At 61.5% G+C, this 22,976-nt stretch carries 18 protein-coding genes; 7 read left to right on the top strand and 11 right to left on the bottom strand.

The window, feature by feature from the left end; genetic code table 11:
* The first annotated feature begins 153 nt into the window (after positions 1 to 153).
* From CAL20_RS21585 to CAL20_RS21570, 4 genes are all read left to right on the top strand, one after another.
* Positions 154 to 1,314: an FAD-dependent monooxygenase gene (locus CAL20_RS21585; protein WP_094823162.1), complete on the top strand. Its 1,161-nt coding sequence runs from the start codon at positions 154 to 156 to the stop codon at positions 1,312 to 1,314.
* A gap of 32 nt (positions 1,315 to 1,346) precedes the next feature.
* Positions 1,347 to 1,892, top strand: coding sequence for a (2Fe-2S)-binding protein (locus CAL20_RS21580; protein WP_094823699.1), 546 nt, complete (start codon positions 1,347 to 1,349; stop codon positions 1,890 to 1,892).
* Entirely contained in the window at positions 1,889 to 5,077 is a 3,189-nt protein-coding gene (locus CAL20_RS21575) for a molybdopterin-dependent oxidoreductase (protein WP_256981689.1), read from the top strand. Before CAL20_RS21580 ends, CAL20_RS21575 begins: the two co-directional genes overlap by 4 nt.
* Before the next feature lie 84 nt (positions 5,078 to 5,161).
* Entirely contained in the window at positions 5,162 to 6,478 is a 1,317-nt protein-coding gene (locus CAL20_RS21570; protein WP_094823161.1) for an MFS transporter, read from the top strand.
* A 69-nt stretch (positions 6,479 to 6,547) separates the two neighbouring features.
* Here the strand turns inward: CAL20_RS21570 and def are convergent, their stop codons facing one another.
* Both def and gloA read right to left on the bottom strand, forming a co-directional pair.
* Complete coding sequence (gene def, locus CAL20_RS21565; protein ID WP_094823160.1) at positions 6,548 to 7,081, bottom strand: peptide deformylase; 534 nt, start codon at positions 7,079 to 7,081, stop codon at positions 6,548 to 6,550.
* 20 nt (positions 7,082 to 7,101) lie between these two features.
* Positions 7,102 to 7,497, bottom strand: coding sequence for a lactoylglutathione lyase (gene gloA / locus CAL20_RS21560; protein ID WP_094823159.1), 396 nt, complete (start codon positions 7,495 to 7,497; stop codon positions 7,102 to 7,104).
* A gap of 180 nt (positions 7,498 to 7,677) precedes the next feature.
* Between gloA and CAL20_RS21555 the strand changes: the two genes are divergently transcribed.
* Positions 7,678 to 9,930, top strand: coding sequence for an IgaA/UmoB family intracellular growth attenuator (locus CAL20_RS21555; RefSeq protein ID WP_179266721.1), 2,253 nt, complete (start codon positions 7,678 to 7,680; stop codon positions 9,928 to 9,930).
* Positions 9,931 to 9,969: 39 nt separating this feature from the next.
* Here CAL20_RS21555 and CAL20_RS21550 read toward each other — a convergent pair whose 3' ends face one another.
* From CAL20_RS21550 to glyQ, 9 genes are all read right to left on the bottom strand, one after another.
* On the bottom strand, positions 9,970 to 10,947 hold the full coding sequence (locus CAL20_RS21550; protein WP_094838984.1) for a Bug family tripartite tricarboxylate transporter substrate binding protein: 978 nt from the start codon (positions 10,945 to 10,947) through the stop codon (positions 9,970 to 9,972).
* Between the two features lie 94 nt (positions 10,948 to 11,041).
* Positions 11,042 to 12,199 carry a tricarballylate utilization 4Fe-4S protein TcuB gene (tcuB, locus tag CAL20_RS21545; RefSeq protein WP_094823696.1) on the bottom strand — a complete coding sequence of 386 codons (1,158 nt, stop codon included), beginning with the start codon at positions 12,197 to 12,199 and terminating at the stop codon, positions 11,042 to 11,044.
* A gap of 91 nt (positions 12,200 to 12,290) precedes the next feature.
* Positions 12,291 to 13,706, bottom strand: a complete 1,416-nt coding sequence (gene tcuA / locus CAL20_RS21540) for an FAD-dependent tricarballylate dehydrogenase TcuA (RefSeq protein WP_094823151.1) — start codon at positions 13,704 to 13,706, stop codon at positions 12,291 to 12,293.
* A gap of 86 nt (positions 13,707 to 13,792) precedes the next feature.
* Positions 13,793 to 14,719: a LysR family transcriptional regulator gene (locus CAL20_RS21535; protein WP_094823150.1), complete on the bottom strand. Its 927-nt coding sequence runs from the start codon at positions 14,717 to 14,719 to the stop codon at positions 13,793 to 13,795.
* 11 nt (positions 14,720 to 14,730) lie between these two features.
* Positions 14,731 to 15,720, bottom strand: coding sequence for a M48 family metallopeptidase (locus CAL20_RS21530; protein WP_176456587.1), 990 nt, complete (start codon positions 15,718 to 15,720; stop codon positions 14,731 to 14,733).
* Positions 15,698 to 16,435 (bottom strand): lysophospholipid acyltransferase family protein, encoded by a 738-nt coding sequence (locus CAL20_RS21525; protein WP_094823149.1) that lies wholly within the window; start codon positions 16,433 to 16,435, stop codon positions 15,698 to 15,700. Before CAL20_RS21525 ends, CAL20_RS21530 begins: the two co-directional genes overlap by 23 nt.
* Positions 16,436 to 16,438: 3 nt before the next feature.
* Positions 16,439 to 16,975, bottom strand: a complete 537-nt coding sequence (gmhB, locus tag CAL20_RS21520) for a D-glycero-beta-D-manno-heptose 1,7-bisphosphate 7-phosphatase (RefSeq protein ID WP_094838983.1) — start codon at positions 16,973 to 16,975, stop codon at positions 16,439 to 16,441.
* On the bottom strand, positions 16,972 to 19,158 hold the full coding sequence (gene glyS / locus CAL20_RS21515) for a glycine--tRNA ligase subunit beta (protein ID WP_094838982.1): 2,187 nt from the start codon (positions 19,156 to 19,158) through the stop codon (positions 16,972 to 16,974). Before glyS ends, gmhB begins: the two co-directional genes overlap by 4 nt.
* Positions 19,159 to 20,067: a glycine--tRNA ligase subunit alpha gene (gene glyQ / locus CAL20_RS21510; RefSeq protein ID WP_094823146.1), complete on the bottom strand. Its 909-nt coding sequence runs from the start codon at positions 20,065 to 20,067 to the stop codon at positions 19,159 to 19,161.
* 352 nt (positions 20,068 to 20,419) lie between these two features.
* On the opposite strand from glyQ, the gene CAL20_RS21505 reads away from it, so the two are divergent.
* Both CAL20_RS21505 and CAL20_RS21500 read left to right on the top strand, forming a co-directional pair.
* Complete coding sequence (locus tag CAL20_RS21505) at positions 20,420 to 21,187, top strand: crotonase/enoyl-CoA hydratase family protein (RefSeq protein ID WP_094823145.1); 768 nt, start codon at positions 20,420 to 20,422, stop codon at positions 21,185 to 21,187.
* A gap of 95 nt (positions 21,188 to 21,282) precedes the next feature.
* Positions 21,283 to 22,806: a fumarate hydratase gene (locus CAL20_RS21500; protein ID WP_094823144.1), complete on the top strand. Its 1,524-nt coding sequence runs from the start codon at positions 21,283 to 21,285 to the stop codon at positions 22,804 to 22,806.
* Positions 22,807 to 22,976: the final 170 nt, after the last annotated feature.

Here is a 22,976-nt window from a genome sequence, read left to right as displayed (position 1 = left end):
AGATATATTCGTCATTGTTTTCTTGTCAGCAAAATTTCTTGCCGGTAAATTTTAAAAAAAGAAGTGTGTACGCTTTAATTTTTATTATTCAGACCGGCCTCCCGACATCGGGGTCGTCGGCGCGAGCTTTTGATTCCCAGGAGAGCTTTTCATATGTCCGCACAACCTCGAATCGCTGTGATTGGCGCAGGTCTGGGAGGGGCTGCCGCCGCTTCGCTGCTTGCCAACGAAGGATTCAACGTTCACGTCTACGAGCAGTCGCCCGCCTTTTCGCGGCAAGGGGCAGGTATCCACGTCGGGCCGAATGTGATGAAAATCTTGCGCCGCATCGGTATCGAGGATGCGCTCAACGAGCAAGGCTCCCATCCTGAGTACTGGTATAGCCGCCATTGGCAGACGGGGGATGTGCTCGCGCAGATTCCTTTGGGTGACTACGCCGTCAAGGAATACGGAGCGAGTTATTTGACGGTGCATCGAGGGGACTTTCACGCATTGCTGATTGATGCCTTGCCCGATAACATGCTGAGCTTTGGCAAGCACCTGGTCAAGGTTGAAGATACGGGCGATGTCGTGCGCCTGCATTTCGCCGATGGTTCCATCGAGGAAGCCGATCTGGTGATCGGCGCTGATGGCGTGAACTCGCGGATTCGCGAGGAACTGCTGGGACCTGAGCCCCCAAAATATGCAGGCTATCTGGCACATCGTGCGGTATTTCCGACGCCGGTGGCCACGCCCGGTATGTTGCCCTTTGATCCCTGCGTGAAATGGTGGAGCGATGATCGGCATATGATGACCTACTTCGTTACGGGCAAGCAGGACGAGCTTTATTACGTGACGGGTGTGCCGGTCGAACACTGGGATCTCAATGATCGTTGGCTGCCAAGCAGCAAACAGGAGATGCGCGAGGCGTTCGAGGGATGGCACCCGACCGTGCAGGCGTTGATAGACGCGACAGTCGAAGTCACCAAGTGGTCGCTGCTGGAACGCGACCCGCTGCCGCTCTGGAGCCGAGGCCGTTTGGTGTTGTTGGGAGATGCGTGTCATCCAATGAAGCCGCACATGGCGCAAGGCGCGGCCATGGCTATCGAGGATGCGGCGATGTTGGCGCGTTGCTTCAAGGAAGTGGGTGTGCACGATTACCAACTGGCTTTCGCTTTGTATGAAGCGAATCGCGCTGAACGTGCGAGCAAGGTTCAGCGTATTTCGCACGACAATACGTGGCTGCGCACCAACGAGGATCCTTCGTGGTGCTTTGGTTATGACGTATTCAATGTGCCGCTCGTCGATCCGCAACCCAAAGCGGCGATGAAGTGAGGCGCTTTCGATTTGAGCTCTGAGCGATGACCATGGCATACAGCAGCGTTTCCGACGCGCCGTTCTCTGCAGGTTCTCCTGTTTTTCGCTTGCTCGTCAACGGACGAGAGCAAGCGGTGCAGGCTGATCCCGCGACGCCGCTGTTGCTGGTCTTGCGCAACGATCTCGAATTGAATGGACCGAAGTACGGTTGTGGCCTGGGTGAGTGCGGCGCGTGCACCGTGTTGATAGATGGCGTGGCTGCCCGGTCTTGCGTGATTCCTCTTCGCGGCGTGGGCCGGCGAGAGGTCACGACGCTGGAAGGCTTGGGTGATCAGCAATGCCCGGGGCCGACCCAGCAGGCGTTCATCGAATGTCAGGCGGCGCAGTGCGGCTACTGCTTGAATGGCATGATCATGACCGTTGAGGCATTGCTGCGGCGTTGCCCCGATCCGACCGATTCGATGCTGCGTGAAGAGTTGCGCCACAATTTATGCCGCTGTGGCACACATATTGAAATCTTGCAGGCGGCTGGCCGCGCCGCTGTTCTGCGTGGCGCGGCCGTTACACCGCCGGACTCTGAGGGCGAGGCCCCGTGAGCGGCGCCGAGTTGCCCGAGCTTGTTGTTTCTGCCCGGCGCGCAGAGCCATCCAGCGTTGCTGGCGGCTTGCTGCATGGCGCGCTGCTGCGTCCACCGCGAGTGTTGTGGGATGGCAGGCGTTATCGCGGCGCGACCGTGGCGGACCTCGATACTTCGAGCGCCCAAGTCTTGCCGGGTGTGGTCAGGGTCGTGCAACTCGCGGAGTTTGTCGGTGTCGTGGCAGTATCGGCGATGCTGGCGCGCCAGGCTCTGGATGGGCTGGACGTAAAGTGGCAATTTCCTGGTTCCTCGATGCGGGGGACGGAGTCGCCGTCGCAGATATCGTCAACTACGGCAGCCTCTACGTCAGAAGGCTTGTCTTATGTATGGAGCGTCGCTGAACATCCTGCAACGGATGGCCAGGGCGCGACTGTGTGGTGTACAGATAGCCACGCTACCGCCTGGCTGCCTTGTGCGTCAGCCTATCATCGATACGTGCAAGAAGAGCTGAGCCATTTGCTGGCCATACCTGTTGACCGGATCACACTTATCGATACGGTGCAGCGTGGTGAGGGTGAAATTCATATCCTCGATGTGCTGGATGCGGCGGCAGATGCCGCGCTGCTGTCGCGTGTTGTGGGCCGGCCGGTGCATGTTCCGGTGCAGCGCGCGTCAACGCCGGGCGAGATGGTGTTAAGCCATGCATCGTCCGTTGTGCCTGCGGCTGCCGCGACGTCCGCTGCACACACGCCAGCATCTGCTGCGGCGGGCGGCACAGGAGATTCCGAGTCTGATGAGGGGCCCGGTTCGCTTGCCGGCGATGGGAGCGTCGTGCCGAAATGGGCGTCGAGCCATCCCTGGGGCGCTCGGCCCAGTTTGGCGCGATTGCTCAGCCAGCCCGCCCAGGCAGCGTCCGTGGCGATGCCTCGGCTGCAAGACGCGGGAGAGATCGTACGGACAACCGTGGATGTTGGGGCACCGTTGATCCATGCATCGCCCGGGGAGTTCGAGGCGATGCAGGTGTTTGCGCACGAGAGTCTGCTGGACGAAGAGGCTGCGCGATTGGGCATGGATCCGATGGCGTATCGTTTGTCGTTGTTGCCAAACGGGCCAGGTCAGGCGTTGACGCGGCGCATGCTCGAACAAGTGAACGGTTCGGCGCTGGCTGCGAACATGGCAGCGCCAGGGGGCGAGGAGACGGGATTCGCGGCATTGGGTCCCACACGGCAAGCTTCGGCACCCCAAGCTTCAGCGCAGCAGAACTCGGCACGGCAGACTTCGGCACCACAAGCTTTGGCCGAACACGAAATTGCTGGTCGGTCTCCTTTACGCGGGCGCGGCTATGCGACCGCTCACGTCCGGGATCAGCAGCTTGATGGCACAGCCGTGGAAACATGGAGTGCCTGGCTGGTTGAGGTTGAGGTAGCGCCGGAGACGGGGAACGTGGATGTCACGCGTCTGATGGTCGGACGTGACAGTCAATCTCTGCAGCCGGCGCAGGGCGCTACCATTCGTGAACAGGATCCCCGGTTGCTGGATGCTGCCCGCAGGCTGCTCGCAGCGCCGCCGCGGTTTGATGACTGGGGGGCAAGCAGTTCGGGTAACGCTGCCGTGCCGGGTGATGAGCCGGTGTCTCATGACGTGGCGCCGTTGAATGCACATCAGGGGTTGACGCCTGCACAGCCTATCGATCACGGACAACTGGCGCTGGATGGGGTGATGACCCTGCCTGCTGCTGCGGCGATCGGAAATGCGATTTTTGATGCCACCGGTGTGCGACTGCGGCAGGTGCCAGTCAATGTGGAGCAACTGCGCGATGCCTTGGCTGGGCCAGTTCCCTCGTCGTCGCCCACGCGCAGCTGGCTGCGGCGAAGTGGTCTATGGTTGGCCGCCGGAGCGGGCGCATTGGCAGGAGTGGTCACCATGGCTTGGCCGCTCAAACCAGCTCTCGCACCTACTGCAGGCCCCGATGTTTCGCTCTACTCGGCGGCAGCGATTGAACGAGGCCGCTTGGTCGCGGCAGCGGGAGATTGCGTGGTGTGCCATACGGTGCCGGGTGGTCAGGCGAATGCGGGCGGCCTGGGTCTGGACACGCCCTTTGGCACGATCTACACCACCAACATTACGCCGGACAATGAGACCGGAATAGGCCAGTGGTCGTATCGCGCGTTTGAACGTGCCATGCGCGAAGGCGTGCATCGAGACGGCCGTCAGCTCTATCCGGCCTTTCCCTATACCGCGTTTGCCAAAATGACAGATGCGGATATGCAGGCCCTGTATGCGTATTTGATGGTGCAGCCGCCCGTTCGCAACGAGCCGCCCAAGACCGAATTGCCTTTTCCCTATAACTGGCGGCCGATGATGGCGGGCTGGAATCTGCTGTTCCACGATACGGGCGTCTACGAGCCCGATCCCGCACAATCTCTCGCGTGGAATCGTGGGGCCTATCTCGTGCAGGGTGCAGGTCACTGCGCCGCCTGCCATTCGCCGCGCAATACGCTGGGGGCTGAAAAAACAGGGGTTGGTAATTATTTGGCCGGGGGCGAGGCCGAGGGGTGGGAAGCGCCGCCGCTGAATCGCTTGGCGAGCGGCAAAGTGCCCTGGACCCCCGACGCGTTATTTCAATATCTGCGGACAGGATATTCAGCGAGCCATGGCGTGGCGGCAGGACCCATGGCGCCTGTCATCAGGGGTCTGAGCGAATTGCCCGAGAGCGATGTGCGCGCTATTGCCACGTATCTGCTCAACCTGCCCGGCACTGCCGCGCCTGAGTCCGAACTGCCTGCCGCAGGGATACCTGCGCCTACTGCGCCGGCGCCCGTCATTGCACAAACGCCTGTTGTGCAGCCGTCTGTGCAGCGCCTGTTCGAGGGACATGCGCGAGGCGAACGGATTTATCAAAATGCCTGTGCAGTGTGTCACGAGGCCGCGGCAGGGCCCACATTGTTTGGCGTCAAGCCCTTGTTGGCGGTGAATACGAACCTGCACGCCGCGACGCCCGATAATCTGGTGCAAGTCATTCTGCATGGTATTCAGACGCCGGCCAACGATGATCTCGGCTATATGCCAGGATTCAAAGACAGTTTGAATGATGAGCAAGTGCAGGATCTGTTGAATTACTTGCGGGTGCGATTTGCGCCGCAAGAGCCTGAATGGGCCGACAGCTTGGCAGTGATCGGCCAGATACGAAATCAATCCCGTTGATTCGAGGATGTTTTGAATACGCAGGACTGATTTTTAATTGCGCGACAGCGCATAAAAGCAACGGCAAACCTCGTAGGAGTAGCCATGGCAGCATCAAAAATAACGATTGAACAAGGGTTGAACACAGCAGGCGTAGGAAAATTCCAGTATCGGCTGTTTGTGATATTCGGGCTGGTCTGGATGGCGGACGCGATGCAGGTACTGTCGATCGGTTTCAGCGCGCCGTCGATAGCAAAGACCTTTGGCCTGACGATTCCGCAGGCGCTGCAGACGGGGACCTTGTTTTTTGTAGGCATGTTGATCGGCGCCTTCGCGTTCGGCCGTTTGGCCGATCGTATTGGCCGGCGTCCTGTGTTGATGCTGGCTGTGATCATCGATGCCTGCGCTGGGGTGGCATCGGCGTTTGCGCCGGATTTCCAATGGCTGTTGATTTTGCGGTTTCTGACCGGTATCGGTGTAGGCGGCACCTTGCCCGTCGATTACACGATGATGGCGGAGTTTCTGCCCGCTCAGCGCCGTGGCCGCTGGCTGGTGTGGCTCGAGTCGTTTTGGGCTTTGGGGACTGTTTTTCTCGCCATTCTGGCGTGGGTGGCCAGTGCGTATGGCGATGAAGCATGGCGCATTATTTTCTTTGTCACGGGGATACCTGCGATCGTCGGGGTGATCCTGCGTTGGTATGTTCCCGAGTCGCCTCTGTATTTAAACAAGACGGGTAAATCGGAAGAGGCCCGGCAAGTGCTGGAACGCGTTGCCAAGACCAACGGCAACAGCGTTCAAATCGCCGAGCTCGAGCCGCAAACGATGGAGCGCAAATCGGTGTTCGCGTTGTTCGGCACCGGTCTGGCGCGGCGCAGCGTGTCGCTGTTGTTGGCATGGCTGCTGGTTTCCGTCGCCTACTACGGCGTCTTTGTGTATCTGCCCATCAAGCTGTCTGCCGAAGGCATGGGCTTTATGCGCGGACAGGCGTTCTTGATCGTCCTGGCGTTGGCGCAAGTACCTGGATATGCCTTGTCGGCCTATGCGGTTGAGCGTTATGGGCGCAAACCCACGCTGATCGGCTTTCTGCTGTTCAGTGCGGCAGGGTGCCTGCTGTACAGCCTGGGGAGCTCGGTCGCGTTGATGGTGACCTCAACATTGTTGATGAGCTTTGCATTGCTGGGTACCTGGGGCGCGCTGTATGCCTTTACGCCTGAGGTCTATCCGACGAGCTTACGCGCCAGTGGTATGGGGGCGGCAGGTGCCGTGGCCCGGCTCGGCGGGTTGTTCGCCCCGGCCTTGATTGCACCGATCATGGCGACGCAATTCACCTTGTCGTTGTTTGTTTTGTCGGGATTGCTGGTGGCAGGCGCCGTCGCGATCAAGTGGGTCGACGTCGAGTCCAAGGACAGGGCCTTGGATTAACCCAGTACGAAATGAAAGAGGGGCAGAGCATCTTGATGGATACCTGCCCCTCTTCGTGTACGCCGCGTTTCAATCGTCCTGATTCGGATCCATGCCGGGAAACAGGATCTCTGTGAATCCGAACTTGGTGAAGTCCTCGATCCGGGACGGATAAAGCCGGCCGATCAGATGATCGCACTCATGCTGCACGACGCGCGCGTGAAAACCCTCGGCCTCGCGTTCGATATATTCGCCCTGCGGGGTGTAGCCGCTGTAGCGGATATGCCGATAGCGCGGCACCAGCCCGCGCAGGCCCGGCACGGACAGGCAGCCTTCCCAGCCGTCTTCGCGTTCGTCTGATAAAGGCGTGATCACCGGATTGCACAGAACCGTCTGCGGAACCGCCGGCGCATCGGGATAGCGTTCGTTCCGGTCGAATCCGAATATGACCAACTGCAGATCGACGCCGATTTGCGGTGCAGCCAAGCCAACGCCCTGCGCATGCGCCATGGTCTCGAACATGTCGGCGACCAGCGTGTGCAGCTCGGGCGTGTCGAATTGCTCGACGGGCTGAGCCACCCGCAGCAAACGCGGATCGCCCATTTTCAGGATGGGATGAATCATGGCGATATGAGCGCTGCCGGTCAGTCGGCGCGGCCTTTTTTCTGGATGAATTCGATTTTGTAGCCGTCCGGGTCTTCGACAAAGGCGATGACGGTGGTGCCGTGCTTCATCGGGCCGGCCTCGCGCGTGACCTTGCCGCCTTTTTGTTTGACCTTTTCACAGGCCTCGTAGGCGTTGTCGACCTCCAGCGCAATGTGGCCATAGCCATTGCCCAGGTCGTAGTGGTCGGTGTCCCAGTTGTGGGTCAGCTCGATGACTGCGCCTTCGCTTTCGTCTTGATAGCCAACGAACGCCAGGGTGAATTTGCCATCGGGGTAATCTTTGCGGCGCAGCACGCGCATGCCCAGGACATTGGTATAGAAATCGATCGACTTGTCCAGGTTGCCGACGCGCAGCATGGTGTGCAGGAGACGCATGGGAGAATTCCTTGTGCTAGATGAGAATCGGGCTCGTGGCCGAGGTGATATCGTAGCAAACACCGGGTCAGAGTAGCTTTTTGTCACGATTTCGCGGGCTGTGTGTGGTTTTCGCTCTGTCTTTCGTGCCGGCGACCTCCTATGATTCCCGCGGCTTCCTCCAGGAAAAAGTCAGGCGCGATGGACACGTTGGTTTTATTGAAATTATTGCTGTTGCTGGCAATGCTCGGCTATTCGCTCTATGGCGTGATCCGTTATCAATCGCGCCGCCGTGCCAGCAAGCGCATCCTCAAGAGCCTTGTGCAGATAGACACGCCGCCACGTGAGGCGACGGCCGAGGAACTGGCGCTGATTCAGCCCTTTTTGACGCGTCCCGGAAAGCGCCAGCGTCCATTAAAACTGGCAAACAGCAAGGTTTACCGATTGAGAGGTGAATATCTGCGTCACGGTTTGACCGCCAACGGCGGCGGGGAACAGATGCATGACACGCTGGGCGGGGTCGAGGTGATTCTGCCGTATGACGCGAGCGATTTTCTGCAAGGCAATAACGATGCCGAGGTCATGCTGGCGGACAAGGTTGCCATTGTGATTCGACTCAATGGCGAGTTCGATCTGGCAGGCGGCCGCGAGCGAAGCGCCGTATGTCAGGAACAAGCCCAGCAGTGGGCGAGCGGTGAGATCGGCGAGATGTCGGATATCGATGCGCCATCCGAGGGCCTCTCGCCAGACGAAGAGAATATCGTGCGTGTCGATGTGCTCGGCCAGCGTCATGAGACGCCCGCTGAAATGACAGCTCGCCAATCTCCGGGGCTGGGTTTCGGCCCCGCATCGCTGCTGGTGTTGTCCGCGGTGAGCGCCGGCGTTGCCACGTTCACAGGCGATGTTGTCCGTCTAGGATGCACCGCGGGGGCTGGCGTGTTGCTGTTATGCGCACTGTGGCTCATATGGCGGCCACGCCGTTGGGCGATGCCCAAACGCGTGAACCACGTGCGAGGTGCGCTCACAGCCGTTCAATTGAACCATCCGAACAATTCGGCGGCAGTTTCTCAGCATTGGTTCCTGGGCGACAAGCTGCATCTCATTCTGCCCAAGCATTGGCTGCCTCATTTGGTCATCCCTGCCACCGGCCGAGTCGACGCGGAACTGCGGGTGGATGATTATTCCGTCGTAAGCCTGGGCAAACATTTTTCCATCGATGCGGAAACGCGTGCCTATCCTCGTGTGTACTGGGGGCGTCACGTCGTGCTGACAATCACGGCGCTGTTATTGCTCGTTGGCGTTGCCATGGTGAGCGGGGGAGGGCTGCGCGGCGACGTGCTGCAAACCAAGGCGTGGCTGCTGGGCGCGCAGATGCGGACTTATGACAGCGCTGGTGCGTTGCGTGAGGCCAGTCCCGCTGCGGGGACCATGGTGGCATTGAAGGGGGAGGCACGTTGTTCGTTGACGACAGCGCGTCAGGGCATGCCTGCGGTCCAGTGCAGTACGTTGCGATGGGGAGGCGGTACGCCGCAAACACCGCGATTGCACGAGGACGAGCAAGCGTTTGCGCTGTATAGCGGGAAATTTCTGCGTACGCGCGCCAATCCCATGCTGGATAGGATGGTGCAACAGCAGATGCACCGGAACGTACAGGACAACCCGTTGGCGTATCTGAATCAGTTGCAAGGGCGTGATCAACGACAGCTTTTCGATGTGATCGGTGTACCGAAAGCGATCGCGGAAGTGGATGCCTATTGTGCCCGGCTCAATGCAAAGGGACAGACGGGTTGCACCGCTTTACGTAACGCGATGGTTGAGAACTTGCTTAGTGACAAGGAGTACACCAACTGGAAGGCGTTGGCGCAGGCCGCAGAGCAGAGGGAACTCAATACCGGTAAAACGACCATCGTGATTTCTGCGCAAGGGTTGTCCAAAGTCAGAAGACTGGCGCAACGAGTGGCTGCGCCGCAGGTGGAAGGGATTGTCGCTGCGGCTGCGGACGCGACGTTGCGTAGTCAGCGCGGTGGTGTAGTGCTGGATGTGCGAGCCGGGCCGCATGCCCGTCTGCCGGCTGTTCCTACGTTTGACGACGCGGATTCATCGGCCGAGAAGTCGCCGGAGGGCAGGCTCGATGCGTTGCAGCGTTATCACCAATATGCGTGGCTGGCCGGGCCTGACGGCGTTGCGCCATTTGCCGTCGAGGCCATGATCGTGGGTGTATCGCAGGATGCGAGCGGCTCGCCGGTCTATACGCTGGATGCCCGCCGTGGCGCCAGCGATCTGGCGCCCGCCATGCTGCGAGCTGCCTGGTGGCTGCTGGCGTGGTTATTGTTGATCGTGCATGGCGGATTAGCGATCTTGATGTTCGTGCGGGCTCGCCTGCGTGCAGCGCGGGTCAATGCTTATGTTGCAGCGTGCGCAGAGGCGGCCACGCGGGGCCGCAATTTCTCCTAGGTGTCGGCGTGCGTTATCGCTGCATCGCGGGTTTGACCATTAATTGGCCGTCGCGCCGGATGCTTTGACTGCCTTGGCCCAGGTGTCGATTTCCTGCTGGATGAAGGTTCCGAATTCCTTGGAACCCAGGCCGGCCGCTTCGGCGCCTTCTTCCATGAGGCGTTGCCGTACTTCGGGCGTGGCCAGGGCTTTGGCCAGAGCCTGGTTCAGGGTGTCGATGGTGGCCGCGGGCGTGCCGGCCGGGGCGACCACGCCATGCCAGGAAATCGCCTGGAATCCAGGCAAGCCGGATTCGGCCATCGTGGGCAGATCAGGCAGCGCCGGCGAGCGGCGGGGCGAAGTGACTGCCAGCGCACGCAAGGTATTGGCCTTGATGTGAGGCATGGCGCCGGGAATGGTCGTGAACATGAATTGCACTTGACCGCCGATCAAATCGGCCAGCGCTGGGCTGCCGCCCTTGTAGGGGACGTGGACAAATTCCAGGCCCGCACGTTGCTTGAACATTTCTCCGGCCAGATGTCCTGGCGTGCCTGCACCGGCTGATCCCATATTGAACGCGTTGCTATTGGCCTTGATCTCGGCGATCAATCCCTGGACGTTGGTGGCGCGGATTTCCTTGTTGACGACCAGCACGTTGGGCACGGTGGCCAACAGGGTCACGGGGGTAAAGTCCTTGATCGCGTCGTAGTTCAGATTCTTGTACAACGCGGGATTGATGCCGTGCGTGCTGGCGGTGGCGAGCAGCAAGGTGTAGCCATCGGGGTCCGCGGTGGCGACAGTTTTCGCGGCAATCGATCCGTTGGCGCCACCTTTGTTTTCGACGATGATGCTTTGGCCGAGGATCTTTGCGGCTTCAGCTGCGACCGTACGAGCCAGGATATCGGAAGTGCCTCCGGCAGAGTGCGGCACGATCAGCGTGATTGGACGCGTGGGAAAGGTCTGTGCGGCGGCAGGCAGGATGCTGGCGGCTGCCGTCAGCGCCAGCGCACAGGCTGCCTGGGTCAGGAAATTTTTCATGTGTGTCTCCGTTTTCGGTGTCGAATTGACGCGGGGATTCGGGATTGCCCGTTAAAGGGCAAAAACGAATCCCCGTGCTATCTCGAACGCTTTGTTAGTCAGATCCTAGTTTCAAATTGTCGGGTTGCCGTTTTTCGATGGACCATTTCAACAGGGATGCGCAACGATAGATGCCATGCGCAAATTTCCCGTAGGGCAGGGTCAGGAACAGCGCCATCACTACGCCCAGATGGATGGCGAGAAAGAGCCCCATTGCGCTGGTTTCACGCAGCGCCAGCAGCAGCAGGCCGGTCAGGCTGGTCAGAAATAGCAGGGCGATAAAACCGCGATCCATGGGCTTTTGCGCCGCATCGCCTTGCAGAGGATGGCGTCGAAGATTCAGCCAGAGCAAGCCCGCCGGCCCGATCAGTAGGCCGATGCCTCCGACTGTGCCCAGCAGCACAGGCAGGCTGAAATAGGGATAGGGCGCTTCCCAACCAAATGCATAGTGGTAGAGCGTGGCGACGCTGGTGGCGGCGAAACACAGCATGAAACCGTAGAACGTCAGGTGGTGAAAGCGCCGGCGCAGCAAGGTAAACGCGTCGTCGGCGTTGTTGCAGCCTTTGCCGTGTCCGCCATCGAGGTACTTCAGCCGTAGCGCATCGTGAGTGGCCTCGGCGACTGCTGCGCCACTGGCGGTGCCGGGTGAGACATCGCGCCAGAAACGCGTGACGCCTATGCCGAGTGCGATGATCGCGAATACGAACACCAGGCCGAACATCAATGCCAAGGTGTTGTGCGGGAAGATGGCGTAGAAATTACCGGCGAGCGGCTCATGCAAGAGGCCGCCGGTGATGGCGACAGTGAGCACCAAGAATAGCGCCAATGCCCCCGCAGCCGCGATGGATAGCGTCAATCCATTTTTCTTGTACAGCTTGCCCAACGCGCTAGGCCAGGCGTAGTCGCTATAGGTTTGCACACGGACTTTGGCCATGGCCTGCGGCACGTTGACGGCAAACTCATGAGGCGGCGCGTATTGACACGCGTGCAGACAGGCGCCGCAGTTGTGGCAAAGATTGGCCAGGTAGTTGATGTCGGCTTTGCCGAACTCCAGCCGGCGCGTCATCGCGGGAAATACCGCGCAGAAGCCTTCGCAGTAGCGGCAGGCATTGCAGATCTGCATGACACGCGCGACTTCGGTTTCGTCCTCGCTCAAGGCCGCCGGCGTGATCGCCGTGCCTTTGGCGTGCCATTGCACGGGTTGTTCTGTCATGGTTGCGGATGAGTTGATGCCGTTGCGTGCCATCTGAGAGGTGGTGGCCGTCGCGGGCGGCAGTGTCTCGCGCGCTTGATGAACGAGCGCTTCAAGCTGCTTCACGTTGTGCTCCTGTGTTCCGTTGCGCCAGTGCCGATGCGGCTGCGCGCGTGCCGGCGATGCGGCCAAAGGCGGTGCCGATCGACATGCCGACGCCGGCGGTATAGCCTTTGCCCAGCACATTGCCGGCCATCATTTCGCCCGCGACAAACAGGTTGTCGCTCGGCTGATCGTTGAAACGGACGGCGGCCGTGTCGTCGACTTTCAATCCCAGATAAGTAAACGTGATGCCGGGACGCAGGGCGTAGCCATAGTATGGGGCCGTATCCAGTGGGCGAGCCCAGTGGGTCTTGGCCGGCTGCACGCCTTCGGTATGGCAGTCGTCGAGTTTGGTGTGATCGAATGTGCCGACGCGGCACGCCGCGTTGTAGTCGGATAGGGTGCGCATGAACTGGGCTTCGTCCAGGCCGAGTTTGCGCGCCAGCTCAGGCAGGGTGTCGGCCTGAACGCCCGGAAACACCGGCGGCATGAATCGGCCGATGGCTTTGGCGTCAATGATGGAATAGGCGATCTGTCCGGGCTGCATGGCGGTGAGGCGGCCCCAGATGGCATAGCGCTTGGGCCAGAAGTCTTCGCCTTCGTCATAGAAACGCTGCGCCTCGCGGTTGACCACTACGCCCAGCGAGACGCAGTCGATGCGGGTACAGATGCCGCCGTCATACAGCGGGGCGCGTGCGTCGATGGCGACGCAGTGCGATTGCGAAGGATCGCCGATGGTGTCGGCGCCAGCGTCGATCATGAATTTCAACAGCACGCCCATGTTGAAACGCGTGCCGCGAATCAGGAAATTGTCGGCAGGCCATTCGCCGCGTTCGTTCTGCCCCCAGGCTTCGCGCAGCCATTCGCGGTTGGATTCGAAGCCCCCGGCGGCCAGGACACAGCTGCGCGCGGTGATGCGCTCGTCGCCGATGCGGGCCGCGACGAAACGGCCGTTATCCAGTTCCAGCGAATCGACTGGCGCGTCGTAGCGGATCTGCACGCCGAGTGCCTCGGCGCTGCGATAGTAGGCGTTGACGAGCGCCTTGCCGCCGCCCATGAAAAAGGCGTTGGTGCGGGCAACGTGCAGCGCGCCGGACAATGGCGGCTGAAAATTCACGCCATGTTTGCGCATCCAGTCCCGACAGGTCGAAGATTCGCGGATGACAAGCCGGGCCAGGTGTTCATTGGTGATGCCGCCCGTGACTTTCAGCAGGTCTTGCCAGAACTCTTCTTCGGGATAGGCTTCTACCAGGACGTCCTGAGGTGCATCGTGCATGCAGCGCAGATTACGCGTGTGCTGTGAGTTGCCGCCACGCCAGGCTTTGGGCGCGGCCTCCAGCAGCAGCACGCTGGCGCCGGCTTCGCGCGCCATCAGGGCAGCGCACAGGGCGGCGTTGCCGCCGCCAATAACCAATACGTCAATCATGGGATGGGTGTGTAGGCTTGTGTAATCAGCCTGCACTATAGGGGCGTGCCAGAGGCGCGCGCTAGCCTACGATCGTCAACGGTCGTTCACGATTTGTGAAGAGTCGCCCCGGGCCACGTGCCTGCCCGAACGAGGTTTTCGACGGTTTGGGCCAGCAAAACGCGGGCCGCCAAGGCGGCAGGCGAGAGCTCGTCGTCGGAGACGCTAGCCAGCAGATTGGTGCGCCGCAGATGACGGTCTGTGATTTGACGCACGGCCAGGGGCTCGCCGCGCAGCCGTACGATGGCGGCCCCGGGTTGAATGGTGGCGCCAAAGCCATTGCGCACCAGATCCATCAGCACGTCCAGGCCATCGATTTCGGCAGCGAGGTTGAACTCCATGCGCAGGCGCGCAAAGGATGCGTCAACCTGCGCCCGCAAGCCATGGCTGGTGCTAGGCATGAGCAGCGGCAGATTGGCGATATCGCGCAAACGCACTGGCCCCTCAGGGGGCAGACCGGGCATGTCGGGCGGAGCGATCAGGAACAGCCGTTCATCGATGAGCGGCAGCGTGCTCCAGCGTCGCGCGGTTTCGGTGCGGAAAACGACGGCCAGATCTAGCTGCCGTGCGTTCAGCATGGCGCTCAGATAGCCGGACAGGCTTTCGACCAGATGTACGCGCACATCGGGATAGCGCTCTCGCATGGCCTGCAAAAACGGCACGGCCAATATTGATGCTGTTGTTGCGGGCAGCCCCAGGCTGACTTCGCCGATCAAGCGGGCGGCCTTGGCGGCCCGCGCGGCGCCATCGGCGTGGCGCAGGGCCAGTTGAGCCTGACGCAGAAAGGCCACCCCCGCATCGGTCGGGACGACGCCGCTCGAGGTGCGGGTGAGCAAACGGGTGGAGAGTTCGCTTTCCAGGCGGCTGATCTGTTGGCTGAGGGCAGAGGTGACTACGCCCAGGTCTGCTGCGGCACGGCCCATGCTGCCATATTCGGCCACTTTGACGAAATAGCGTAGCTGGCGCAGTTCCATGAGGGCGTGGCCTAAAACTGAGGCAGCGTTTTGGGATCGTGCCGCCGCAGCACGTTTTTGGCTTCTTCGAAGCCGGGCAGAATCTGGCCGACTTCCGCCCAGAAATCCTGACTGTGGTTCATTTCGCGCAGATGAGCAAGCTCATGCGCAATGACGTAATCAATGATGGCTGGCGCAAAATGGATCAGGCGCCAGTTCAGCATGATGTTGCCATCGCTGGTGCATGAGCCCCATCGGGTTGCCGCAGCAGACAAACGCCAGCGGCGGATCTTCAGGCCGCTGATCTGCAGAAAGTGCGCCAGGCGGGCGCCGAACAAAGTGCCTGCGCGTTGTTGCAACCACGCCTGCGCGGCATCGCGGATGCGCGAGGAATCTGCGTGGGCAGGCAATGCCAGCCACAATGTGTCGCCGTCGTTCGGTGCATCGACGTCGCTGGAGAACTGGGCCTGGCGGTTTTCCGCGTTCAACCCCAGTACGATGCGTTTACCCAGATACGGCAGCTCGCCGCCGGCCTGCCAGCGCGTCTCGGACATCGCGAGTTGTTCTTTGCGAGCCTGCCAATCCCGCAACTTGGCGAGGATCCAGCGCGATTTTTCCCGCACCGCGTCGTCGATCTGCGTGAGCGTGACCCAATTGGGCGCGGTGACACGCAGGCCATCATCAGCGATGACAAAGCCGATACTGCGCCGGCGTGAGCGCAGCAGGACAAAGCCTATGGTTTGCTGTTCCGTGGCGACTTCGCGCCAGCGGGCGCCCGGGGGCAGGGGATCCGGACAGGGCGTGGCGATGATGGTGACGCCCGGTCGGGAGGGAGGATTGATCTTCGGGGCGACAGGCGGTGTCAGAACCTCTGCCGATGGCGTGAGGCCTTTAGATCGCCCCGGAACGCCCGATAAGACGGCATCAGCACTGGGAGCCTGCAGCGGTTCACTGCCCGGCGTAGTTGCGGCAGACGCTACAGGCTGGGAGAACAGAAGTTCAAGCTGACCGTTCTTGGGCATACCTTTCGGGGTTGAGTTGACGCATTTCCCCTTCGATCCACGCCTGCACTTTGGCGTTGAGCTCTTCGGGGGTGAGACCCTGTGATTCTATCGTGGGTCCGATGGACAGGGTGATGAGGCCAGGGCGCTTGACGAAAGCATTGCGGCGCCAGCATTCGCCCGCGTTGTGGGCGACGGGAATCACGGCCGCACCAGTACGCGAGGCCAACAGGGCACCGCCCATTTTGAAGCGCGCGGTTTTCCCGGGCGGCACGCGCGTGCCTTCGGGAAAGAGCAGCGGCCAGCGGCCTTCGTCCATGCGCTGCTGGCCCTGTTTGATGACTTGTTCAAAGGCGTCCCGGCCCTTGGAACGGTCAATAGGGATCATGCGCAACAACGCCAGGCCCCAGCCGAAGAACGGCACCATGTGCAGTTCTTTTTTGTAGACGAAACAGACCTCACGCGGCATGTGAGCCGGGAAAAACAGCGTTTCCCAAGCCGACTGGTGCTTGGACAGCAGCACGGCGGGGCCATCGGGCAGGTTTTCTGCGCCTTTGACCTGCCAGCGGATCCCGCAGAAAAAGCGCGCGCCCCAAATTGCCAGGCGTGGCCAGCCGACGGTGAGTTTGTAGCGCCAGTGCAGCGGCAACGGCGCCCACAGCAGGCATGCAAAAGCGTAGGGGATGACCGTGACGATCAAAAACACCATGTACAACAGCGAACGCAACCAGGCCATGGCTCAAGCTTCCTGCAACAAGGCGTCGGCCACCGCCGAGAGATCGGCGGCGATGCGTGTGCCGGGCGGTAATTCGCCTTGTTGTGTCTTGGGGCCGTTGCCGGTCAGCACCAGCCAGGGTGTGCACCCAGCGGCCGAGGCGGCCTGCAAATCGCGCAGCGAGTCGCCCACTGCAGGGACGCCGGTCAGATCCGCGTCGTAGCGGCGCGCAATGTCGTGGTACATGCCGGGCAGGGGCTTGCGGCATGAGCAGCCGTCTTGCGGCCCGTGCGGACACAGGAAAATGGAATCGACCAGCCCGCCTGCCTGGGCGACCTCGCGGTACAGCTTGGCATGGATGGCATTGAGCGTGGGGGTATCGAACAAGCCGCGCGCCAGACCTGATTGATTGGTGGCCACCGTGACGGTATAGCCAGCCTGAGACAGGCGGGCGATCGCCGCCAGGCTGCCCGGCAGGGCGATCCACTCATCGGGGTTTTTGATAAAGGCGTCACTGTCCTGATTGATGACGCCATCGCGGTCGAGAATGATCAGCTTCACTGTGCCAGCCTGGAAATGTCGGCGACCTGGTTCATCAGGCCGTGCAATTGCGAGAGCAAGGCCAAGCGGTTGGCGCGCACGGCTGGGTCTTCTGCCATGACCATGACATCGGCAAAGAACGCGTCGACGGGTTGGCGGGCTTGCGCCAGCGTGCTGAGGCTGCCGGCGAAATCGCCGGCTTGCAACTGGGCCTCGGCCTGTGGACGCAGCGTTGCCACGGATGCTGCCAAGGCTTGCTCCGCGGGCTCGGTCAGGCGGGCCGTATCGACCGCGCCGATATCGCCTTCGGCCTTTTTGAGCAGGTTGCCGATACGCTTGTTGGCGGCAGCCAGGCTCGCTGCCTCGGGCAATTGGCCGAATGCGGTGACGGCACGGACGCGGGCGGCGACCTGGTGCAGCGGCGGCGCCAGGGCGATGACGGCATCGACGGCGTTGCGATCGAATTCGCCCGCCAGCTGGTTGCGATAGCGTTCGTAGATGAACGTACGGACTTCCGCCAGGGTGTCGGCGGGGATCTTGCCTGCCGGGAAGGTTTCCGCGGCCAGGGTCAGCAGGCTGTTCAGCGACAGCGGACCATCGGCGCTGGCGGCCAGCCAGTTGCCTGCGGCCAACTGTTCAAAGGCGCTGATCACGCCCAGTGCCGCACGGCGCAGGCCGAACGGATCGCGTTCGCCTGTCGGCGCCAGGCCGATGCCCCAGATACCGATCAGCGTCTCGGCGCGCTCGGCGATGAACAGGATCGCGGCCGTAATGCCATCGGCGTCGACAGGCGCATCCAGGCGAATGCGATATTGATCGCGCAGCGCCTGGACGACCGATGCTGGCTCGCCATCGCCAGCGGCGTAGTAAGCCCCCATGATGCCTTGCAGCTCGGGGAACTCGCCCACCATATTGGTGCCCAGGTCGGCTTTGGCCAGCAAGGCGGCGCGGTCCGCAGCCGAGACATCACTGCCGAGCTGCTTGGCTACGCCCCGGGCAATCGCACGCACGCGCTCTACGCGTTCGAGCTGCGTACCCAGTTTGTTGTGATACACGATGCTGCCCAGTTGCTCGACACGTGCAGCCAACGGCGTTTTGCGATCGGTGTCAAAGAAGAACTGTGCGTCAGCCAGGCGGGGGCGCACCACGCGCTGATTGCCTTCGATGATGTTGACCGGGTTGTCCGTGTGCATGTTGCTGACGATCAGGAAACGATGCGTCAGCTTGCCGGTGGCCGGATCGAACAGCGGGAAGTATTTTTGATTGAGCCGCATGGTCAGGATCAGGCATTCCTGCGGGACTTGCAGGAATTGCTCGTCAAACTGACCCTCGTACACGGTGGGGTGCTCGACCAGGGCGGTGACTTCATCCAGCAGTGCGGCGACTTCTGGGTCGCTGCCCAGGATTCCTTGATCGCCTTGAGCTGAGTTCGAATCCGATGTGGTTTCCAGCACGGCGGCCAGGCGTTTCGCATGGTCCTGCAATTGCTGGGCAATGTCGGCGCGGCGGCTTTCGAACGAAGCGATCACGCGGCCTTGTTCGGCCAGGGTATTCTCGTATGCGTCGGCCTCAGCGATCTCTATCGGCCCATTGGCCATGAAGCGGTGGCCCAGCGTGCTACGGCCGGCAGTCAGGCCCAATGCGGAGATCGGCACGATGTCCGCGCCATGCAGCGCGATCAGGCTGTGCGCAGGCCGCACGAATTTCACGGTCGTGACGCCATCGGCCAACTGGTAGCGCATGACCTTCGGGATAGGCAGGCCGTCGATTGCGGCTTGCAGCCCCTCTTGCAGACCGTCGGCGAGCTTGGCGCCCGGTGCGGTGCCGCGAGCGATCAGATAGTCTTGTTTGCCGTCGGATTCGCGGGCCAGCGTGGCTGGATCGATGTTTTCCAGGCCTTTGGCGGCCAGTTTTTTCGCCAGCGCGGGGGTGGGCTTGCCGTCGGCATCCAGGCCGATTTTCACGGGCATCAGCTTTTCGGCGTAGTCCTGATCAGGGGCTTGCTCGACCACCTGCGACAGGCGCACGGCCAAACGGCGCGGCGTGGAGAACGCGGTGGTCTGGTTGCCGGCGGCGAGCAGGCCATGCTTGTCCAGCGCGGCGCGTATGCCTTCGGCAAAAGCCTGGCCGAGTTTTTGCAGGGCCTTGGGCGGGAGTTCTTCGGTCAGCAGTTCGACCAGCAGGGGACGGATATGGGTGGTCATTTACGCGGCCTCCTCGGTGCGGCGGCCAGCCAGCATGGGAAAGCCCAGTCGTTCACGGGAATCGTAATAGGCCTGCGCGACGGCGCGCGACAGGTTGCGAATGCGGCCGATATAGGCGGCGCGCTCGGTCACGCTGATGGCGCCACGCGCATCCAGCATGTTGAAGGTGTGCGCGGCCTTGAGCGCGGCCTCGTAGGCGGGCAAGGCCAGCGGCACGTCCATCAGGCGCTTGGCCTCCGCCTCGTAGTCGTTGAAATGCGCGAACAGCATGTCCGCCGACGAGTGCTCGAAGTTGTAGGTGGACTGCTCGACCTCGTTTTGATGGAACACGTCGCGATACAGTACGCGGTTGCCATTCGCACCCTCGGTCCAGACCAGGTCATAGACGCTTTCTACGCCCTGCAGATACATGGCCAGACGTTCCAGGCCGTAGGTGATTTCGCCAGTGGTGGGCGTGCAGTCCAGGCCGCCGACTTGCTGGAAGTACGTGAATTGGGTGACTTCCATGCCGTTGAGCCAGACTTCCCAGCCCAGGCCCCAGGCGCCGAGCGTGGGGTTTTCCCAGTCGTCTTCGACGAAACGGATATCGTGCTGCGTGGGGTCGATGCCCAGCGCTTTCAGCGAGCCGATGTACAGATCCAGGATTTCGGGGGGCGCGGGTTTCAGGACGACCTGGTATTGGTAATAGTGCTGCAGGCGGTTGGGGTTTTCGCCGTAGCGGCCGTCCTTCGGACGGCGCGAGGGTTGCACGTAGGCGGCGCGCCAGGGCTCCGGACCGATGGCGCGCAGGAACGTGGCTGTATGCGAGGTGCCCGCGCCGACTTCCATGTCGTACGGTTGCAGCAGCGCGCAGCCCTGCTTGTCCCAGTAGTCCTGGAGCGTGAGAATGATTTGCTGAAAGGTGAGCATAAGATTCTTGGAATTCGGGTCGCCGGGCAGCTGGCCTGCGGGAGCAGTCCGGCCCTGTCGGCGGGAAAGTCGGCCATTTTAACTGGCCTGGGCGTTCGCTGGGTGGACAGCCGGTGACGCAGCATATATCCGGGCAAAGCGCCGCCTTTTCGGCTGGTTATGGCCAGGGAATGGGAGGCAGGGCCGTACTTGACGCCAAATCCGGGCCATTTCGACTCCTGGGGCCAGCAACATCATCCCGGATTGTCCGGACGGGGGCGGGAGGCAAGCTCGCGCCGATGGTCGTATGATTCGGTATCTCCGTAAGTCTTATAGATAACCGCGGGCCGAATGTCCGCCTTGGGAGCATTGCATGTCTGAATTGATCAAGGTCGAGGTGACCGACGGTATCCAGATCATTACCGTCAACCGCCCCGAGGCCAAGAACGCCATCAACCTGGAAACCGCACAGGCCATGGCCGCGGCGCTCGATGCGCTGGACAGCCGTGATGACGTGCGCATCGGCATTCTGACCGGTGCCGGCGGGACATTTTCCTCGGGCATGGACCTGAAGGCTTTTGCGCAGAGCGGCCAGCGGCCCTATGTCGAAGGCCGCGGCTTTGCGGGCCTGAACGAGCGCCCGCCGCGTAAACCGCTGATCGCTGCCGTTGAGGGCTATGCGCTGGCCGGTGGATGTGAGATGGCATTGGCATCCGACCTGATCGTCGCCGCCAATAACGCCAAGTTCGGCCTGCCCGAGGTCAAGCGCGGCCTGGTGGCGGGCGCTGGCGGTTTGCTGCGTTTGCCGCGCCGTCTGCCGTATCACATTGCCATGGAATTCATTTTGACCGGCGAGATGCTGAGCGCGGAACGTGCGCACAGCTATGGCCTGGTCAATCGCCTGACCGAGCCGGGCAAGGCGTTGGAGGGCGCACTGGAATTGGCCCGCATCATCGTTGAAAACGGCCCGTTGGCCGTGCAGACCGCCAAGAGCATCGTGGCCCAAGGGACGGATTGGGATCAAGAAGGGATGTTTGACCGCCAGCGCCCGCTGATCGCCCATATCTTCACCTCGGCCGACGCCAAAGAGGGCGCCACCGCCTTTGCCGAAAAACGCAAGCCCGTGTGGCAAGGCAAATAGGCTGGCGCGCCGAGGCCTAAAATAAGCTGTTGATTATCGTGCGGCCCGCCAGTCGGGCCGCTTGTTCCATTTTTGTTGCTTTCGCTTAAATCGCCATGTCTACTCTGATCAAAGAAGAAGACTTCATACAGTCTATTGCTGATGGGATTCAGTTCATCAGCTATTACCATCCCGTTGACTATATCCGCCATCTGGCCCGCGCCTACGAGCGCGAGGAAAGCCCGGCTGCGCGTGATGCCATGGCCCAGATCCTGACCAACTCGCGCATGTGCGCCGAGGGCAAGCGCCCGCTGTGCCAGGACACGGGTATCGTCAACGTGTTCTTGAAAGTAGGCATGAACGTGCGCTTTGAGACCAAGCGTACGCTGCAAGAACTGTGCGACGAAGGCGTGCGCCAGGGATACACCAATCCCGACAATCCACTGCGTGCCTCGGTGTTGGACGACCCGATCTTTGCGCGTAAAAACACCCGCGACAACACACCCTGTATTTTGCACGTCGAGCTTGTCCCGGGTGACAAGGTCGACGTGCAAATCGCCTCGAAGGGCGGTGGCTCCGAGAACAAATCCAAGTTCGTCATGTTGAATCCCAGCGACTCGCTGGTGGATTGGGTGCTCAAGACGGTGCCGACGATGGGCGCAGGCTGGTGCCCGCCCGGCATGCTGGGTATCGGCGTCGGCGGCACGGCCGAGAAAGCCATGTTGATGGCCAAGCAGTCGCTCATGGAAGACATCGACATGTACGAACTGCTGGCCCGCGGCCCGCAGAACAAGCTCGAAGAGCTGCGTATCGAACTCTACGAAAAGGTCAACGCGCTGGGCATCGGCGCGCAGGGCCTGGGCGGCCTGACCACCGTGCTGGACGTCAAGATCAATACGTTCCCGACGCACGCAGCCTCCAAGCCGGTTGCGATGATCCCGAACTGTGCGGCCACGCGTCATGCTCACTTTGAGCTGGACGGCTCCGGCCCGGCTCGCCTGGATCCGCCGTCCTTGTCGGAATGGCCCGAGGTCCACTGGGCGCCGGATTACAACAAGTCCAAGCAAGTGAACCTGGACACCTTGACGCCGGCCGAGGTCGCAAGCTGGAAACCCGGCCAGACGCTGCTGCTGTCGGGCAAGATGTTGACCGGCCGCGATGCCGCGCACAAGCGTATTCAGGACATGCTGGCCAAGGGCGAGCCGCTGCCGGTGGATTTCACCAACCGCGTCATCTACTACGTAGGCCCGGTTGATCCGGTGCGCGACGAGGTGGTTGGCCCCGCAGGTCCTACCACGGCGACCCGCATGGACAAGTTCACCGAGATGATGCTGGCTCAGACCGGCTTGATCTCGATGATCGGCAAGTCCGAACGCGGTCCCGTCGCTATCGAAGCCATCCGCAAGCACAAGTCGGCCTATTTGATGGCTGTCGGCGGCGCTGCTTATCTCGTGTCCAAGGCGATCCGCGAAGCGCGCGTGCTGGCCTTTGAAGACCTGGGCATGGAAGCCATTTACGAGTTCGACGTGAAAGACATGCCGGTCACGGTGGCGGTCGATTCCGAGGGCACGTCGGTGCACACCACCGGTCCGAAGGAGTGGCAGGCCCGCATCGGCAAGATTCCGGTCGCGGTCGCTTAAAGCCTTTGCCGGCAAGCCCCAGGGCATTTTTCCCCGCCAGGGTTGTGGTCTGTGGCATGCGTCGAGTGGAGTTCTTTTGGCGCAGGAGGTCGGCGTGTAAAAGCCCCGCCGGGCCTATCGCCGCGACTCGGCCCATGAGCAGGGGCCTCGGCCCGCTTCGCGGGCTAAAT

This window comes from Bordetella genomosp. 4, from assembly GCF_002261185.1.
Classification (GTDB): Bacteria; Pseudomonadota; Gammaproteobacteria; order Burkholderiales; family Burkholderiaceae_B; genus Bordetella_A.
The sequence above is the reverse complement of the archived record's forward strand: the minus strand, read 5'-3'. Positions and strand labels throughout refer to the sequence as shown.